General features: G+C 40.6%; 18 protein-coding genes. 4 read left to right on the top strand and 14 right to left on the bottom strand.

The genetic code is table 11. The features are described from left to right. Positions 1-36 precede the first annotated feature (36 nt). A complete protein-coding gene (locus tag ACOVQQ_RS02945) occupies positions 37-2,229 on the top strand; it encodes a B12-binding domain-containing radical SAM protein (RefSeq protein WP_421816864.1) in 2,193 nt (730 codons plus the stop codon). Here the strand turns inward: ACOVQQ_RS02945 and ACOVQQ_RS02940 are convergent. The 10 genes from ACOVQQ_RS02940 to ACOVQQ_RS02895 form a co-directional block, all read right to left on the bottom strand. After that, the gene (locus ACOVQQ_RS02940; protein WP_421816863.1) at positions 2,226-2,618 is read right to left on the bottom strand and encodes a hypothetical protein; all 393 of its coding nucleotides are present in this window, start codon (positions 2,616-2,618) and stop codon (positions 2,226-2,228) included. The two genes, ACOVQQ_RS02945 and ACOVQQ_RS02940, sit on opposite strands and share 4 nt — an antisense overlap. A gap of 6 nt (positions 2,619-2,624) precedes the next feature. Next, positions 2,625-3,305 (bottom strand): response regulator transcription factor, encoded by a 681-nt coding sequence (locus ACOVQQ_RS02935; RefSeq protein WP_421816862.1) that lies wholly within the window; start codon positions 3,303-3,305, stop codon positions 2,625-2,627. Further along, positions 3,295-4,566 carry a sensor histidine kinase gene (locus ACOVQQ_RS02930; protein WP_421816861.1) on the bottom strand — a complete coding sequence of 424 codons (1,272 nt, stop codon included), beginning with the start codon at positions 4,564-4,566 and terminating at the stop codon, positions 3,295-3,297. Before ACOVQQ_RS02930 ends, ACOVQQ_RS02935 begins: the two co-directional genes overlap by 11 nt. Before the next feature lie 347 nt (positions 4,567-4,913). Continuing rightward, on the bottom strand, positions 4,914-5,867 hold the full coding sequence (gene ftsY, locus ACOVQQ_RS02925; protein ID WP_094485094.1) for a signal recognition particle-docking protein FtsY: 954 nt from the start codon (positions 5,865-5,867) through the stop codon (positions 4,914-4,916). A gap of 179 nt (positions 5,868-6,046) precedes the next feature. Continuing rightward, on the bottom strand, positions 6,047-6,199 hold the full coding sequence (locus tag ACOVQQ_RS02920; protein WP_094485841.1) for a DUF4295 domain-containing protein: 153 nt from the start codon (positions 6,197-6,199) through the stop codon (positions 6,047-6,049). Positions 6,200-6,211: 12 nt separating this feature from the next. Further along, positions 6,212-6,394 (bottom strand): 50S ribosomal protein L33, encoded by a 183-nt coding sequence (rpmG, locus tag ACOVQQ_RS02915; protein WP_094485840.1) that lies wholly within the window; start codon positions 6,392-6,394, stop codon positions 6,212-6,214. 18 nt (positions 6,395-6,412) lie between these two features. Next, positions 6,413-6,649 (bottom strand): 50S ribosomal protein L28, encoded by a 237-nt coding sequence (gene rpmB / locus ACOVQQ_RS02910; protein ID WP_298148620.1) that lies wholly within the window; start codon positions 6,647-6,649, stop codon positions 6,413-6,415. A gap of 75 nt (positions 6,650-6,724) precedes the next feature. Next, positions 6,725-7,975, bottom strand: a complete 1,251-nt coding sequence (locus ACOVQQ_RS02905) for a competence/damage-inducible protein A (RefSeq protein ID WP_421816860.1) — start codon at positions 7,973-7,975, stop codon at positions 6,725-6,727. Positions 7,976-7,991: 16 nt separating this feature from the next. Then, a complete protein-coding gene (locus ACOVQQ_RS02900) occupies positions 7,992-8,336 on the bottom strand; it encodes an Hpt domain-containing protein (protein WP_421816859.1) in 345 nt (114 codons plus the stop codon). After that, positions 8,336-8,947, bottom strand: coding sequence for a fumarylacetoacetate hydrolase family protein (locus tag ACOVQQ_RS02895; protein ID WP_421816858.1), 612 nt, complete (start codon positions 8,945-8,947; stop codon positions 8,336-8,338). Before ACOVQQ_RS02895 ends, ACOVQQ_RS02900 begins: the two co-directional genes overlap by 1 nt. A gap of 125 nt (positions 8,948-9,072) precedes the next feature. Between ACOVQQ_RS02895 and ACOVQQ_RS02890 the strand changes: the two genes are divergently transcribed. Continuing rightward, positions 9,073-9,594, top strand: coding sequence for a hypothetical protein (locus tag ACOVQQ_RS02890; RefSeq protein WP_421816857.1), 522 nt, complete (start codon positions 9,073-9,075; stop codon positions 9,592-9,594). 175 nt (positions 9,595-9,769) lie between these two features. Here ACOVQQ_RS02890 and ACOVQQ_RS02885 read toward each other — a convergent pair whose 3' ends face one another. Then, positions 9,770-10,543: a 3'-5' exonuclease gene (locus tag ACOVQQ_RS02885; RefSeq protein WP_298148624.1), complete on the bottom strand. Its 774-nt coding sequence runs from the start codon at positions 10,541-10,543 to the stop codon at positions 9,770-9,772. A 142-nt stretch (positions 10,544-10,685) separates the two neighbouring features. Between ACOVQQ_RS02885 and ACOVQQ_RS02880 the strand changes: the two genes are divergently transcribed. Beyond that, positions 10,686-11,849: an iron-containing alcohol dehydrogenase gene (locus ACOVQQ_RS02880; protein ID WP_421816856.1), complete on the top strand. Its 1,164-nt coding sequence runs from the start codon at positions 10,686-10,688 to the stop codon at positions 11,847-11,849. Between the two features lie 304 nt (positions 11,850-12,153). Here the strand turns inward: ACOVQQ_RS02880 and ACOVQQ_RS02875 are convergent, their stop codons facing one another. Both ACOVQQ_RS02875 and ACOVQQ_RS02870 read right to left on the bottom strand, forming a co-directional pair. Further along, positions 12,154-13,458, bottom strand: a complete 1,305-nt coding sequence (locus tag ACOVQQ_RS02875; RefSeq protein WP_421816855.1) for a dihydrolipoamide acetyltransferase family protein — start codon at positions 13,456-13,458, stop codon at positions 12,154-12,156. Between the two features lie 81 nt (positions 13,459-13,539). Further along, positions 13,540-14,691, bottom strand: coding sequence for a glycosyltransferase family 2 protein (locus ACOVQQ_RS02870; protein WP_421816854.1), 1,152 nt, complete (start codon positions 14,689-14,691; stop codon positions 13,540-13,542). A 183-nt stretch (positions 14,692-14,874) separates the two neighbouring features. Between ACOVQQ_RS02870 and ACOVQQ_RS02865 the strand changes: the two genes are divergently transcribed. Continuing rightward, the gene (locus ACOVQQ_RS02865) at positions 14,875-15,069 is read left to right on the top strand and encodes a hypothetical protein (RefSeq protein WP_421816853.1); all 195 of its coding nucleotides are present in this window, start codon (positions 14,875-14,877) and stop codon (positions 15,067-15,069) included. A gap of 46 nt (positions 15,070-15,115) precedes the next feature. Here the strand turns inward: ACOVQQ_RS02865 and ACOVQQ_RS02860 are convergent, their stop codons facing one another. After that, on the bottom strand, positions 15,116-15,550 hold the full coding sequence (locus ACOVQQ_RS02860) for an Hsp20/alpha crystallin family protein (protein ID WP_421816852.1): 435 nt from the start codon (positions 15,548-15,550) through the stop codon (positions 15,116-15,118). Positions 15,551-15,650: the final 100 nt, after the last annotated feature.

The following is a 15,650-nucleotide window of genomic DNA, read 5'->3' as shown; positions in this document are numbered from 1 at the left end:
GGTAATTACATAACTTTGCACGCAAATCCGCAACGCTTGTCAGTCGTACTTTTTATACCGCCATTTACCCAACTCAATACGCCATATCCGGCCACGGCATACATTAAGGGCTTTTTAAATACGCAGGGTATTGAGTCGTTTCAAGCCGATTTAGGATTACAAGTTGCCGCTCGTATTTTGTCGAAAGCGGGTTTAGAAGCTGTTTTTTCTTCCACTTACGTGAATGGAAAAGCAGTTGCCCCAGATGTCGTTTCCGAGCGAATTTCGCAACTTAAAGAACAGTACATCCAGTACGTGGATCCAGTTGTGCGTTTTTTACAGGGAAAGAATCAAACTTTTGCCAACCAAATTGTTAACGGAATTTTGCCGGATGCCCAGCGAACGCAAGACGATACCGATTTGGAATTTAGTTTTGGCAGTTTGGGAATTACCGATAAAGCAAAATATCTAGCAACGCGATTTCTGGAAGATTTAGAATACTACATCGGCGTGAATGTTGATTCGCATTTCGGATTTACACGTTACGCCGAACGTTTGGGGCGAAGTGCAAATTCGTTCGACGACCTATACGTAGCTTTGCAACAGGAACCGACATTTACTGATGCACTGCTTTTTTCTGAAATCGATAAACTCGAACTGCCCCCAAATACCGAATTGATATTACTCACGGTGCCGTTTCCAGGAAATTTGTACAGCGCATTTCGAATTGCGCAACATGCGAAAAAACGAGTTCCGAATGCTAAAATTGCACTGGGCGGCGGATTTGCGAACACCGAATTGCGGTCGGTTTCCGATCCACGTGTGTTCGAATTCATCGATTTTATCACACTCGACGACGGCGAAGCACCGATTTTACAACTCATTCACAACATTCGAGACAACAAATTCGATACTTACAAACGCAGTTTTTTCTGCGAAAGCAACGAAGTACGTTACGTAAACAACAGTCTGATTCCCGATTTTAAACAAAACCAACTCGGAACGCCCGATTACAGCGACTTAAAATTAGACGATTACATGTCGCTTATTACCTTGGCCAATCCGATGCACAAGTTATGGAGCGACGGTCGGTGGAATAAACTCACGATGGCGCACGGCTGCTATTGGGGAAAATGTACGTTTTGCGACATCTCGTTAGATTACATTGGCATTTACGAACCCGCTACTGCGAAGCTTTTGTGCGACCGCGTAGAAACATTAATTGCAGCAACCGGCGAAACTGGTTTTCATTTTGTTGACGAAGCTGCTCCACCTTCGCTAATGAAAGCGTTTGCTTTGGAAGTTCTTCGGCGAAAGCTCGTAATTACCTGGTGGGCGAATATCCGTTTTGAAAGAAATTTTACCGACGATCTTTGTCAACTACTCGCTGCGTCGGGATGCATTGCGGTTTCAGGTGGTTTAGAAGTGGCTTCCGACCGATTGTTAAAACTCATAGATAAAGGAGTTACGGTAGCTCAAGTAGCTCAGGTAACACGTTCGTTTACAGAAGCTGGTATTTTAGTTCATGCTTATTTGATGTATGGGTATCCGACACAAACCGTTCAAGAAACCGTTGATAGTTTGGAAATGACACGTCAGCTGTTTGAATCGGGAGTGATACAATCGGGTTTTTGGCATCAGTTTGCGTTAACTGCGCATGCTCCGATCGCTAAAAAGCCCGAAGAATACGGTGTGAAAATTAAAGAAACCACACACCAATTTGCTTTAAATGATTTAGAATTTACTGATAAAACGGGCATTGATCACAGTATTTTTTCGGGCGGATTAAAGCACTCGTTGTACAATTACATGCACGGCGTTGGCTTTGATATTCCGCTGCATGATTGGTTTGATTTTAAAATTCCTAAAACAACAATTCCAAAAAACTATATTGTTTCTATTTTAGAAAACGAACGAAATTTGGAATTAAATGCCCACAAACAAATCGTTTTTCTTGGAACCATACCCATTCTTAACGAAAAGACGGTTCAAAAGAAGGGCCGTGAATTCACAGTTTCGGAATTAGTTTATCTTACCAAACGAGGAGAGATTCGTATAAAGGCTGAAATTGAATTTTTACAATTCTTGCTTGAGATCACGAAATTAGCTGCGCAGTTTCTGAATGGTGGTCAGAAATTCACTGTGGCTAATGCTGAAAAAATAGCTTTGAAAAGCGGTCTCAATTTCAACGAGTTTACAAAAACAAAACCGTTTCAATTAGCTAGGAACAGCGGACTTTTGCTTGTTTAACGCTTGTTTTTCTTTTTTCTATACTTTTCAAACAATTCTACTTGATTTGGATTGAGAATGGGTTTTAGCTGCTCTTCAAACTTGAGTCGCTCCACTTCAATTTTTTCCATTTTGCCTTCGTCAGGTGCATCGGTAGCTACAATGGCATCAACTTTAGCCTTGAAATCAACGAGGTAACCGCGAATAATAGCCGCCTGAAAATCGTCTAATTTTATTTCTTTGGTAAGCTCTTTCAATGATTCTTCGAGCATATCTACTTTCTTAGTTTCTCTTGGTGGCGTTGGCGCCATTCCCATACCGTTCCCGCGTCCCATACCCATTCCTTGGCGCATCTGGCCCATCGCCGAAAGGCTAAAAACAAAGCAGCAAATCAAAATTAATTGTTTCATAATTAATTATTTAACGACAAATTTAAATCCAATTCCGTGTAAGTTCTCAATTTTAACTTTTTCATCACTTTGAAAAATTTTGCGTAAACGCGAAACAAAAACATCCAAACTTCTTCCCAAAAAGTAATCGTTTGTACCCCAAATTTCAACCAAAATCGTTTCTCTTTTCAAAACGGCATTTTTATTCTTTAAAAACAAGGTTAGCAAGGCCGCTTCGCGCTCGGTAAGTAGCGTGTTGCCGTTGGGTCCGACAACTTCATAGTTTTCTTTATTGAAACGAAAATCTCCAAAAATCTCAAAACTTTCTTGTGCAGTCGTTTTTCCAGATCGTTTCAAAAAAACCTCCAGTTTCAATAAGAGTTCTTCAATTGAAAAGGGTTTTACCAAATAATCGTCGGCGCCGAGTTTCAAACCGCGAATCCGATCTTCCTTCAAGGTTTTCGCCGAAAGAAAAATGATTGGAACTTCGGTATTTTGCTTGCGAATTTCCGTTGCAACTTCAAAGCCATCAAATTTTGGCATCATAATATCGAGCACACACAAATCGAACTTTTCGTTTTTAAATGCCGCGATCGCCTGTTCACCATCGGTACAATGATGCACTTCAAAACCGTTTTCCTCGAGATTTTCCTGGGTTAGAAATGCCAAAGTTGCGTCGTCTTCTGCGTATAAAATTCTAGCTTTCATGCTTCTTCATTTCAAACTGAATAATTAAACCTGATGGCTTGTTGTGCAAAGCTGTAATCTTCCATTTGTGCAAATTTGCCACGCGCTTCACATAATGCAAACCTAAACCAAAACCGCGAACTTCGTTGCGTTTGCCGGTATTTTCGCGGAAAAACTTATCGAAAACATGTGGTAGGGCTTTTGTTTGTACACCAATACCGTTATCGCCAAAGCGGAGTAAAATGGCCGAAGCGCTTTCTTCAACAGCAATCGAAATTTCCGGACTTTGATTGCAGTATTTAATGGAATTATCAATGATGTTAAAAACAACATTCTTAAAGTGAAACGGATCGGCTACAAGCTCGAAATCGGCGTCAAATAACCGTTTGATTACCAAATCGGGAACTTTCAAACGCAAATTGCCTTCCACTTCATTGAGTAAATCGGTAAATCGAATGCGCTCTACACAAATTTGCATGCCGCCGTGCTCCGATTTGGCCATGGTAAGCAAATTTTCGATGTGCTTGTTGAGTTGTAAACTTTGGTCGACAATAATCTTACTGTAAGCATTTAACTTTTGGTGTTCCGGACTTTGCGTTTTCTTTTCCAAGTAATTGGAAGCAAGCAAAATAGATGAAAGCGGCGTTTTAAACTCGTGCGTCATGTTATTGATAAAATCACGCTGTAATTCGCCGTACCGTTTCTGCTGCAGCAACATAATTACCGAATACAAATAAATGAGCAGTATGAGCACTAAAGCGGCGGTTGCGAAAATCCACACCTTAAAATTGCCGAGTAAGTAGCTGGTTTGTTCTGGAAACCGAATGGCGAAATAGTAAACGAACGATTTGTGTTTTGGAAATTCGATTTGGTGAGCCGTTTCGGGCGCGTGATCGCTCAATTGAACGAAATCGCCGTACACCATCTTATCGCTTTCACAGTTGTATAGAGCGTATTCGAAATTGGTTTGAATGCCAAATTTCTGAAGTTCTTTTTTCAGATAAAACTCCAAAACTTGCGGTTCAAAGTCGTTTTCAACATTAACCACGAAATAATCGTTTGCCATTTTACGAACCGGATTTACCGGCGGAAGCTCGTGGTTAGTGCCTTCGTACAAACTCTTAACCACTTCGAGTAAAGCCAAACGCACGTTTCCGCTGAACTTTTTTTCTTCCAGATCGAAGGCTTCACGCGTCCATAAAATTTGGGCAATCAAAATACCTATGATGGCACAAAAGCCGGCAACAATAATGATATTGAGTTTAGTGAACTTAAATTTCATAGCGCAATTATACTGCTTTTGCTTGGGATTTTGAGCGCTTAACAACTCGTTAACAAGGACTTGAAAGGAAAAAAACACACAAAAAAAGAAGAGGGAGATATTAAAACAACTAGCACTTAACTTAATAATTTCAAAGAGTTTACTGCCCAACTTAGATTTTACAGTTAACATATTTTAGGGACTTTTAATCCGATAAATAATAGTCTTATAACATACTAATTACTTTTGATAAAGCAATATCGAACCCAAGATGTAGTAAAATCTTATGATTTAAAATCCATTCAGTACTCCAAAAATTGACTTATAAATAAATTCGAGCTGATTTCATGCAAGTAGCGGAGTAACGACTACTTAAAAAACGAATCTACAAATTCGAATTTGTTGAATACTTGCAAATCGTTGATGCCTTCGCCAACGCCGATGTAACGCACGGGAATTTGAAACTGGTCGGAGATACCAATAACCACGCCGCCTTTTGCCGTTCCATCGAGTTTGGTGACCGCAAGCGAGGTAACTTCGGTAGCTGCGGTGAATTGTTTGGCTTGTTCGAAAGCGTTTTGTCCGGTTGAACCATCGAGTACGAGCATGACGTCGTGTGGTGCATCGGAAACTACTTTTTGCATCACGCGCTTTACCTTCGAAAGTTCGTTCATGAGGTTTACCTTATTGTGCAAACGACCAGCGGTATCGATGATTACGACGTCGGCGTTTTGAGCTACGGCAGATGTTAGCGTATCGAAAGCTACAGAAGCCGGATCGCTGCCCATATTTTGTTTGACCAACGGCACTCCTACCCGATCGGCCCAAATTTGTAACTGATCGATGGCAGCTGCGCGAAAGGTATCGGCCGCTCCGAGCACTACCGAATAGCCTGCCGCCTTTAATTGCGATGCAAGTTTGCCAATAGTGGTGGTTTTTCCGACACCGTTTACACCCACAACCATAATTACGTATGGTTTTTTACCGGTCGGGATGCTAAAATCGGTTTCGTTTCCGGAGTTGGTTTCGGCTAAAAGGGCCGAAATTTCATCGCGAAGAATCTGGTTAAGTTCGGCGGTTCCGAGGTATTTATCGGCGGCCACGCGTTTTTCGATTCGTTCGATGATTTTGATGGTCGTATTTACACCTACGTCGGAACTGATTAGGATTTCTTCGAGATTATCGAGTACCTCATCGTCGACTTTAGATTTTCCGGCAATAGCTTTGGTGAGCTTTCCGAAGAAGCTGGTTTTGGTTTTTTCGAGTCCTTTATCGAGTGTTTCTTTTTTTTCGGAAGAGAAGATTTTCTTGAAGAAATTCATGTGTGTACTATTTTGGTAACGAATGCCCTAGCCCCGATTGCAACGGAAATCCTTTTTTGCGGTTCGGCTTAAGCCGCAAAAAAGATTGGAGTGAAAAGCGGGAAAAAGCTTCTAAAAAACAAAGATAAATAAAAAAGCCGCCTTCCATGAGAAAGCGGCTTATGCTGGTCAAGTTGTGATTATTTCTTTTTCAAAAACTCGTCTACTTGCTCGGGAGTCATGATAGCCTCAACGAACACGTACGCTCCGGTTTTAGGAGATTTCACCATTTTGATAGCTTTTGACAATCTTTTTGATTGTGTTTGTAACGTTGCTACGGTTTTCTTTGCCATGAGTTCCTAAAATTACTTGATTTCTTTGTGAACAGTTACGCGCTTCAAGATCGGGTTGAATTTTTTAATCTCCATACGATCGGGCGTGTTCTTTTTGTTTTTTGTTGTGATATAACGAGATGTACCTGGAACACCAGATGTCTTGTGCTCTGTACACTCTAAAATTACCTGAATTCTGTTACCTTTCTTTGCCATTGTGCGTATTTTTTAGGATTAACCGATAAAACCGTCTTTCTGAGCTTGCTTCACAACAGCCTCGAAACCTTTCTTGTTGATGGTTTTGATGGTAGAAGCGGCAACACGCAGCGTAATCCAACGTCCTTCTTCTACAGAATAGAAACGTTTCTTAATCAAGTTAACCGAAAATTTTCTTTTCGTCTTGTTCATCGCATGCGATACGTTGTTACCAACCATCGCTCTTTTACCCGTTAAGTCGCAAACTCTTGACATTATCGTAATCTTTAATTCGTTATTCAAATTGAGCGTGCAAAGTAAGTGAAAAGAAACCTTACAGCAAAATTATAATTACAAAAATTTTAAAATTTCTTTTTGAAGTAATTCGAGTGCTTTTGCGACCGCTCTATCGATGACTTTTTCGCGCGGTTGCCCGAAGTCGAACTCGAATGCTTCTACTGCATTTGGCGTGGCCAGCCCGATAAAAACTTTACCTGCAGGCTGCCGCTCGTCGCCGGCGCTCGGACCTGCATTTCCGGTAGTTGCCAATGCAAAATCGGTTCCGAATTTCGCCTGAACTGCCTTTGCCATTTGCTTCGCTGTTTCGGCACTAACGACACCAAATTCACTTAAGGTTTGTTTTGAAATGCCCAGCAATTCGGTTTTCGATTCGGTACGATAGGTAACCATACTGCCGTAAAAGTACTGCGAAGCTCCCGCCACACTGCTGAGCACCTGCGCGATTTTTCCGCCGGTACAGCTTTCGGCAGTAGCTATGCTTCGTTTGGCCTGAGTTAATTTACGACCTACAACTACTTCGATCGAATCGGTTTCTTCGGTGCCAACGATAATGTCGCCAATGATTTCTTGGAGTAAATCGACCTGCGCTTTCACGGCGTCTTTAAGCAGCTGTTCGTTGCTGCCGCGTGCTGTGAGTCGTAAACGCACACGACCAGGACTCGGCAAATACGCTAATTTAACGAATTCGGGTAAGGCATCTTCCCAGTGCGCGATGCGTTCGGCAATGAGGCTTTCCCCTTGCCCGTAGGTCATAATTGTTTGGTGCACGATAAACGGACGGTCGTATTTTTCAACCAAAAGCGGGATAAGACGGTCTTTTACGAGATGTTTCATTTCGTATGGAACGCCAGGTAAGGAAACAAAAACGGTATTTTCTTTTTGCAACCACATGCCGGGAGCTGTTCCGTAGTCGTTAAACAAAATAGTTGCTTGCGTAGGAACAAGCGCCTGATCTTTATTGAGTTGCGAGAGCGGTCGGTTGAAATACTTTTCCAACATCTTACGCACGTGTTCTAAAACGGCTGTGTTTTCAACGAGTGTATCGTTAAAATACTCGGCGATGGTTTTTTTGGTGATATCGTCTTTTGTTGGTCCTAAACCGCCGGTTATTACTACTAAATCGAATTGATTTTGCAGTTCTTGAAAGGTGGCAAGGATGTGCTGACGGTCGTCGGAAATGGAGCGCATTTCTAGGGTTGCGATGCCAATTTTATCGAGTTCTTTTGCGATAAACGAAGAGTTGGTATCGACAATTTGTCCGATGAGAATTTCGTCGCCAATAGTCAGAATTGCTGCTTTCATTAGTTTTATATGTTGCTTATAGCGAAAAGTCTTTCATGATTTCGCGAACGGCCTTGTCTACACGTACGGATAAATCCTTGAAGGTGTCTTTAATCTCTCTGCGTTTGCCTTTTCGTTTGGCCCATGCTTCGATGAGTTTCACTTCTTCATAGGCGTTATCCATTCCGAGCAAATCGAGTGTTGGCTTGATTTTATGAGCTGCGGCGTGCGTTTGATCGTACTTTTTCGTTTCGATTCCTGTTTTCACGAGTTCCATTTCTTGTGGAACTTCGGTTACGAAAAGTGTGGCAATTTGCTTGGCGAACTCATCGTCGTTTTCAGAAATTGCATAAACTTTTGCTAGGTTATAGTGTAGTGCCATTATTTAATTTGTAATCGAAATAGTTTTTGGTTTTCAAGATAGCCTTCTAGAACGTCGTTTTCTTCGACTTTACCTACGCCGGCTGGAGTTCCGGTAAAGATAAGGTCGCCTATTTTTAAGGTAAAGAACGTAGAAATGTAGGCAATTAAATCATCTATTTTAGTTAGCATTAACGCCGAATTTCCGACTTGAACGCTTTGGTTGTTTTTTCGAAGTTCGAAATTAAGATTTTCAAGCGAATCGAAGTCGCTGACAGGCAGAAAATTACCGACAAGTGCAGAGCCGTCGAAAGCTTTGGCTTTTTCCCAAGGAAGTCCTTTATCTTTAAGTTTTTGTTGTAGATCGCGCGCTGTAAAGTCGATGCCAACAGTAATTTCGTTGTAGTATTTCGATGCAAATTGCGGTTCGATGTACTTTCCAACTTTATTGATTTTGACCACTAGTTCTATTTCATGATGAATTTCGGATGAAAATTCAGGAATCACAAACGGATGTTGTTTTAGAATGAGTGCGCTGTCGGGCTTCAAAAACAAAACGGGATCGGTAGGTGTCTCGTTTTTAAGCTCGGCAATGTGATCGGCGTAATTTCTTCCTACGCAAATAATCTTCATATGAGTTAGCATTAGCGATTGCCAAAAATGCACAAATTTTAGTTACGAATGCTCAAAAAAGCGCGTTGATTTAGTTCGAAGAAATCACTATTTTTACACTTTACGCCTTTCAAATTGTATCCGCCATGTTCGAAATTTTAACTTCGCAATTTCTGAGTATAGCTACAGGACTTATTTCCTCATATTTGTTTTTAATTTACTTTCTTAGAAAAAAACGCGCTCAAATTAGCATATCGCCGCATATCAGTAAAAGGGAGTTAGATGGTCAAATCAACTACTTTTTTAAATTCGTTAATAAAACTTCCGCCGAAATTTTTGATGTTCGTGTTGAACCTACTTTTTACAAACAAGTGGGAGGAATCGGCGGTCATAATATTCAAGGAAAGGACATTAAATTAGTACAGGACTTTATATCGTACATTCCCGAAAGGAAATCCGCAGACCCGAATAGCTTGCATGCTTGGCGTGTTCGAACTACACAAGATTTGGAAGAAGAATGGCAAGATGAATCCACATATATTCGTCTTACTATTATTGCTAAACACTCCTTATCTGGTTTTAGCAGCATATTCGTTCAAGAATTTCACTCAAAAGCATCAATTACATCGAAGCAATTCGTAACGGGCGATAGTTTAGAGGTTAGATAATTTTTTTTGCGATAATAATTTAAGACCAAAAGAAAATCGTAAATTTGTATTACTCTAAAAATAATTCTCATGAGAAACGACGTAATTGCTGGGTAATATAAATCTGAGCCAAAATAGCTGGCAATATTAAAAACCAAGAATAATTTCCACGCTGTGCTGCTACGCACGGCTTTTTTTATGATTTTGTATTCAGTTTTCTCAACTTAATTGCCGTAAGTACTTTTTTCGTATAGAGCGGGAAATCAGCGTTTTGAATCCAGCTAAAGTAGCCAGGTTCCGATTCGAGAATGCGTGTCACTTTTGCTCCTTTGTGTTTTCCGAAGGTAAAAATCTCATCTCCGTCGTTATCGTAGGCAATCATTCCTGCAAAATCGGCGATTTTCTTTCTAGTTGAAAATTCAGATAAACCTTTAGTATCGTGCGCTAAATTCGGATAACGTTCAATTTGTGCGAGTAAAATCTCGTAGGTTGCATTTGTGTCGGCTGCTGCGGAATGCGCGTTTTCCAGATTTTTTCCACAATAAAATTTATAGGCGGCGCTAAGTGTACGTTCTTCCATTTTGTGGAAAATAGTCTGAATATCAACGGATACGCGATTGCCCATGTCGAAATCGACACCTGCACGGAGCAATTCTTCTGCGAGAAGCGGAATATCAAATCGATCGGAGTTGAATCCGGCTAAATCGGCATCCTTTATCATTTGATGTATTTGTGGAGCCAGTTGTGCAAAAGTAGGCTCATTGGCTACTTGCTCGTTACTAATGCCATGTACTGCTGTACACACTGCGGGAATCGGAATTGTTGGATTAACCAGCCATGTTTTCGATTCTTTGTTTCCGTTTGGAAAAACTTTTAGTATGGAAATTTCTACGATACGATCGCGTGCGATATCAGTTCCTGTTGTTTCTAAATCGAAAAAGCAAATGGGTCGGTGTAAAGAAAGTGGCATAGATTGAGTTTGAGCGTACAAATATAGCCAAGAAACTACTGCAGTTGGGTGGCTCAATCCTATTAACTTTAACCAAACATTAAGTTCATTTTAATTCGGCTTTTAAAGCGAAATACGAACTTTGCTCCATTAAATTTATACCATGACTAACTTCGAATACTTCAATCCAACCAACTATGTTTTTGGAAAAGGACAAATTGTAAAATTAAGCAGCTTACTGCCTGAAAATAAAACTATTTTACTCGCTTATGGCGGAGGTAGTATCTTTAAAAATGGAATTTACGAGCAAGTAAAAAAGCAATTAGCTGGAAAAACTGTCATTGAATTCGGCGGAATTGAACCCAACCCCAGATTCGAGACTTTGATGAAAGCAGTTGCTATTATTCGCGAAAATGAAATCGGTTTTGTTTTGGCTGTTGGTGGCGGGAGCGTTATCGACGGCGTGAAATTTATCTCCGGAGCAGTTAATTTTGAAGGCGATCCGATTGAAATTCTGCGAAAGCGCATTCTCTTTATCGACAGTTCAAAAACTATTCCTTTCGGAACCATTCTAACTATACCAGCAACCGGAAGCGAAATGAATTCCGGGGCAGTTGTTACCATTGAAGCTACACAAGAAAAGTTAACGCTCGGCGGAAAAGCACTGTTTCCTCAATTTTCGATTTGCGATCCTACTGTGATTCAGAGCTTGCCAAAACGACAGTTACAAAATGGCGTTGTCGATGCATTTACGCACGTTATGGAACAATACCTCACCTACTCGCACGATGCGTTGCTTCAGGACCGAATTGCCGAGAGTATCTTACAAACGCTTGTGGAAATCGGACCCGAGGTTGTTGAAAATCCATCGGATTACAAACTGGCATCGAACTTCATGTGGTGTGCTACGATGGCGTTAAATGGCCTGATTCAAAAAGGCGTACCGACCGATTGGGCTACGCACATGATTGGTCATGAACTTACGGCTCTTTACGAAATCGATCATGCGCGAACGTTGGCAATCATCGCTCCAAACTTATACAAAGCTGTTTTTGAAACGAAAAAAGACAAACTAGCGCAGTACGGAAAACGCGTTTGGAACCTAAGCGGAACCGACGAAGAAGTAGCGCTGGCAGCCATCGAAAAAACAAGTGCATTTCTAAAACTGATGGGAATGCCACTAAAACTTTCGGAAGCGACAGAAAATTATGAAAACACTGCCGAAATTGTGGTTGAACGTTTTGAAAATCGCGGCTGGAAAGCACTCGGCGAACGACAACAAATAACAATCGCTAAAGTGAAGGAAATTGTTGAAATGAGTTATTGATGCTGCAATTTCCACAAAATAGAAATCAAATGTAGTTTGAAGAAAAGTGCTCCAATTAATTATGGGTTAGTATTAAAATTTCGTACTTGTAACGACTAGATTTCATGCTTTAACTCTTGAAAAAGCAATTTTCTGCCCTATGATGTTCGGAATACAGTAATGTACTATGTAAAAACAGCACTTTCAAGCACATTTATAATTGCTTGTTTGAACTTAACCTTAGTATCGCACCAAAATAAAAACAGACCTTGGATTTACTGATTGTAATCCAAGGTCTCCATATTTATCACAAAGTCTTTTTTAATTAAAAATCTCGATTCACATCGAATGCTTCTAGGTAATCGGCTACGCGTTTTACGAAACTACCTCCCAGTGCACCGTCGACCACACGGTGATCGTAACTGTGCGACAAGAACATTTTCTGACGAATACCGATAAAATCGCCTTCCGGAGTTTCGATTACAGCTGGCACTTTTCGAATCGCGCCTAAAGCCAAAATACCTACTTGCGGTTGGTTTATAATAGGCGTTCCGAATACACTGCCAAAAGTTCCTACGTTGGTCACAGTGTATGTTCCGCCTTGCGTATCGTCTGGTTTTAACTTTCCTGCTTTTGCACGATTACCCAAATCGTTTACTGCTTTAGCCATTCCAACTAAATTAAGCTGATCGGCGTTTTTAATAACCGGAACAATTAAGTTTCCGTTCGGTAATGCCGCGGCCATTCCTAAGTTTATATTTTTCTTTTTGATGATGTAATCTCCATCTACTGAAATATTCATCATCGGGAAATCTTTTAACGCTTTGGCAACCGCTTCCATAAAGATTGGTGTAAACGTTAGCTTTTCGCCTTCGCGCTTTTCGAACGCCGTTTTCACCTTATCGCGCCATTTTACAATATTGGTCACGTCGACTTCAATAAACGATTGTACGTGTGCTGAAGTTTGTACAGAAGCAACCATGTAACCTGAAATGAGTTTTCGCATACGGTCCATTTCCACAATCTCGTCGGCACCATTTACCGAAACCGGAACTGCCTTTGGTGCTTCGCTAACAGCAGAAACAACGGGAGCGGCGGTAACTTGCGGCACAACGGCTGGTGCTTGAGGTGCTGATTTACGATTCTCGATAAACTTCAAAAGATCGTCTTTTGTAACGCGATTGTCTTTTCCAGAGCCTGAAATCATATCGAGTTCGGCCAAGCTTACGCCTTCTGTTTTGGCGATATTCTTTACTAGCGGTGAATAGAAACGATCGGACGATTTAAAATCGGGTGCCGTTACTAAATCTTTTGCGACACTAACCGTTTGTTCAATGGTTGCAACCGCAGCAGCAACTTCGGCAACTGGTGCAGCAGCAGGTGCATCACCAGCAGTTTCAATAATGGCGATCGTTTGTCCGACCTGAACTAAATCGTCTTTTTGAAACAATTGTTCAACAAGAGTTCCTGAAACTTCAGAAGGCACTTCCGAGTCAACTTTATCAGTTGCAATTTCCAGTACAGCTTCGTCGGCAGCAATGCTATCGCCTACTTGTTTTAACCAATTGGTAATGGTAGCTTCGGCGACACTTTCGCCCATTTTTGGTAACTTCAGTTCGTATCTTGCCATAATATTTTTCTTAAGCGCCTTTGCGGTGCAAAATTACTATAAAGCGGTAATCAATTTTAAAAATGTGAACGGGTTTTGGAATTAAAACAGAACAACACCTTTGCTGTTCGACGAATCGCTACCTACAAGCACTTTACTATTTGCCAATGCAAACCGAAATCCAACCTTGGGATGTACCTTTTCTTGCATGATTTCCAAGATTTGTTGATAGGAAACGCTTTTACAGTCAAAAATTATCAAATTCTGCTCGTTTTCCGAAAACGTTTGCGAATGTACGGCATTTGGGTCGATTTTTTGCACGCGAACTGCGAATTTTTCAAGAATTGAAGAAAATTCAGTGAGGCGCAATTCGTTGGAAGCAATCCAAAAAATCGCAGTTGGTTCAAGTTGTGTTCTCGTCTGCTGTCTGCTCTTGAAGTTTGCGAAAATCCACGCACCCAATCGCAAGCCATTGTTAAAAAGGAAATTCGGTTTGAAATGCTTCCGATAGAAAAACAACATTGCTTCTCGAAACCGATTGATATACTGAATGTTACGATCGGTACTTTCGCCTTTGAAATGCAAACCCAGCAGTGTACCCAAATAGTAGTTTTTTCGGTTTGCAAGCAACGAACGATACGACAAGTCGATATCGTCGGCATACATAAAACAAGCCTCGTCAAAACCGTTCAACTGTCGGTAAAATTCTGTTTCCATAAACATACATGCACCAACCAGAATCGGTACTTCAGCAACATCAGTGCGTTTCAAATGCCCTGCATAATAACTGTTGAAAAACGATATGTTGGGAAATAACCGGTGAAGGTTGAAAATTTTCGCAGTAGCCACGAACGGTGTTGGAACGCCGCGTTTACTTTCGGGAAGATACGCACCGGCGCCGTCGATTAAATGCGGACCAACAATTCCGAAGTTTGGATGCCTTTCGGCGAAAGCCAAAAATGACGAAAAAAAATCCTCTGGAACTACGGTATCCGGATTGAGAATGCACAGATATTTACCGGTTGCGGCCTCAACACCTATATTATTTCCCTTTGGAAAACCTGAGTTATAGCCCGTTTGAATCCATTTTATTTGCGGAAACACCTGCAAAACACGCTCCGATTCATCGCTGCTGTTGTTGTCTACTACAATAATCTCGGCTTGTAAATTTTGTGTTGCTTTCACGACACTATGAACACACAACTCCAAAAAATACCGAACGTTGTAATTGAGAATTACTACAGTTAAAGTCATGGGTTAAAGATAGGCGAAATCTTGAAATTGAATACTGACAATACTGGATGACACTAGGTAATTTGAATTCGATCAAAATCATTGTCAAATTAAATAATTTAATAAAGTTTTGAAAAGTATTATGGTTCCTTTATATTTGATAGCAAAACAGATATATTTAATTAAATATAAAACGTTGTTTTTATGGGTAAGAAGTTTCTTTTTTGTTTGATTGCATGGCTAGTAATTTCAACTGCTGGTGGTTTGTTTAAATTAATGCATTGGCCAGGCGCTACGTTACTTATTGGTGTCGGAATGCTCTTTTTTGTTGGAACGGTAATTTTAGGTAGTATAGTGCTTTACCGCATGTATCAAAGTTCGATAGAAAATAAAAAATAAAGAGTCGACCAATAATAGTCGACTCTCATTTTTTCTTGAAAAATACTTACAAAATATCAATCAAGCGCTTTGGTTTTGGCAAAGCTTCTTCTTTCTTAGGAAGAGCAATGCTCAAAATGCCGTTATCGTAGTTGGCTTTGATTTCGTCGGTATTAACCGAATCAGGCAAAGTAAATGAACGTTTGAACGAACTAAAGGTAAATTCTCTACGTGTGTATTTACCTACTTCAGCGTTATTTTCTGTCTTCACTTCACTGGAAATGGTTAACAAATCATTGTCGATTTCAATATGGAAATCGTCTTTGTTTTTTCCTGGAGCTGAAAGCTCGACGGTAAATGCGCTATCGGTTTCACGAATGTTTACCGGCGGAACGCTGTGATTTACACTTTGCATGCCACCCATCCAATCGGGTCTAAAAAATTCTTCAATTAAAGAAGGAAACAAATTTGCGCTGTGGCCATTTCTTTTTACTAAGTTCATGGTATTTCGTTTTATGAGTTAAACATCTGTATTTTTGCAAGCGATAAGGCAAATTATATTCCAAAGGAAATTTAGCTGACTTTTTGACTTATTTACCGAC

The sequence above is a fragment of the Flavobacterium sp. genome, assembly GCF_049240005.1.
Lineage (GTDB): Bacteria > Bacteroidota > Bacteroidia > Flavobacteriales > Flavobacteriaceae > Flavobacterium.
The sequence above is the reverse complement of the archived record's forward strand: the minus strand, read 5'-3'. Positions and strand labels throughout refer to the sequence as shown.

Excerpts from the sequence above, each read along its gene's own strand:
- rpmG (WP_094485840.1), bottom strand. The coding sequence starts at position 6,394 with ATGGCAAAGAAAGGTAACAGAATTCAGGTAATTTTAGAGTGTACAGAG.
- ACOVQQ_RS02940 (WP_421816863.1), bottom strand. The coding sequence starts at position 2,618 with ATGAAACAATTAATTTTGATTTGCTGCTTTGTTTTTAGCCTTTCGGCG.
- ACOVQQ_RS02905 (WP_421816860.1), bottom strand. The coding sequence starts at position 7,975 with ATGAAAGCAGCAATTCTGACTATTGGCGACGAAATTCTCATCGGACAA.
- ACOVQQ_RS02865 (WP_421816853.1), top strand. The coding sequence starts at position 14,875 with ATGGGTAAGAAGTTTCTTTTTTGTTTGATTGCATGGCTAGTAATTTCA.
- ACOVQQ_RS02880 (WP_421816856.1), top strand. The coding sequence starts at position 10,686 with ATGACTAACTTCGAATACTTCAATCCAACCAACTATGTTTTTGGAAAA.
- ACOVQQ_RS02930 (WP_421816861.1), bottom strand. The coding sequence starts at position 4,566 with ATGAAATTTAAGTTCACTAAACTCAATATCATTATTGTTGCCGGCTTT.
- ACOVQQ_RS02875 (WP_421816855.1), bottom strand. The coding sequence starts at position 13,458 with ATGGCAAGATACGAACTGAAGTTACCAAAAATGGGCGAAAGTGTCGCC.
- ACOVQQ_RS02890 (WP_421816857.1), top strand. The coding sequence starts at position 9,073 with ATGTTCGAAATTTTAACTTCGCAATTTCTGAGTATAGCTACAGGACTT.
- ACOVQQ_RS02860 (WP_421816852.1), bottom strand. The coding sequence starts at position 15,550 with ATGAACTTAGTAAAAAGAAATGGCCACAGCGCAAATTTGTTTCCTTCT.
- ACOVQQ_RS02920 (WP_094485841.1), bottom strand. The coding sequence starts at position 6,199 with ATGGCAAAGAAAACCGTAGCAACGTTACAAACACAATCAAAAAGATTG.
- rpmB (WP_298148620.1), bottom strand. The coding sequence starts at position 6,649 with ATGTCAAGAGTTTGCGACTTAACGGGTAAAAGAGCGATGGTTGGTAAC.
- ACOVQQ_RS02885 (WP_298148624.1), bottom strand. The coding sequence starts at position 10,543 with ATGCCACTTTCTTTACACCGACCCATTTGCTTTTTCGATTTAGAAACA.
- ftsY (WP_094485094.1), bottom strand. The coding sequence starts at position 5,867 with ATGAATTTCTTCAAGAAAATCTTCTCTTCCGAAAAAAAAGAAACACTC.
- ACOVQQ_RS02900 (WP_421816859.1), bottom strand. The coding sequence starts at position 8,336 with ATGGCACTACACTATAACCTAGCAAAAGTTTATGCAATTTCTGAAAAC.
- ACOVQQ_RS02935 (WP_421816862.1), bottom strand. The coding sequence starts at position 3,305 with ATGAAAGCTAGAATTTTATACGCAGAAGACGACGCAACTTTGGCATTT.
- ACOVQQ_RS02870 (WP_421816854.1), bottom strand. The coding sequence starts at position 14,691 with ATGACTTTAACTGTAGTAATTCTCAATTACAACGTTCGGTATTTTTTG.
- ACOVQQ_RS02895 (WP_421816858.1), bottom strand. The coding sequence starts at position 8,947 with ATGAAGATTATTTGCGTAGGAAGAAATTACGCCGATCACATTGCCGAG.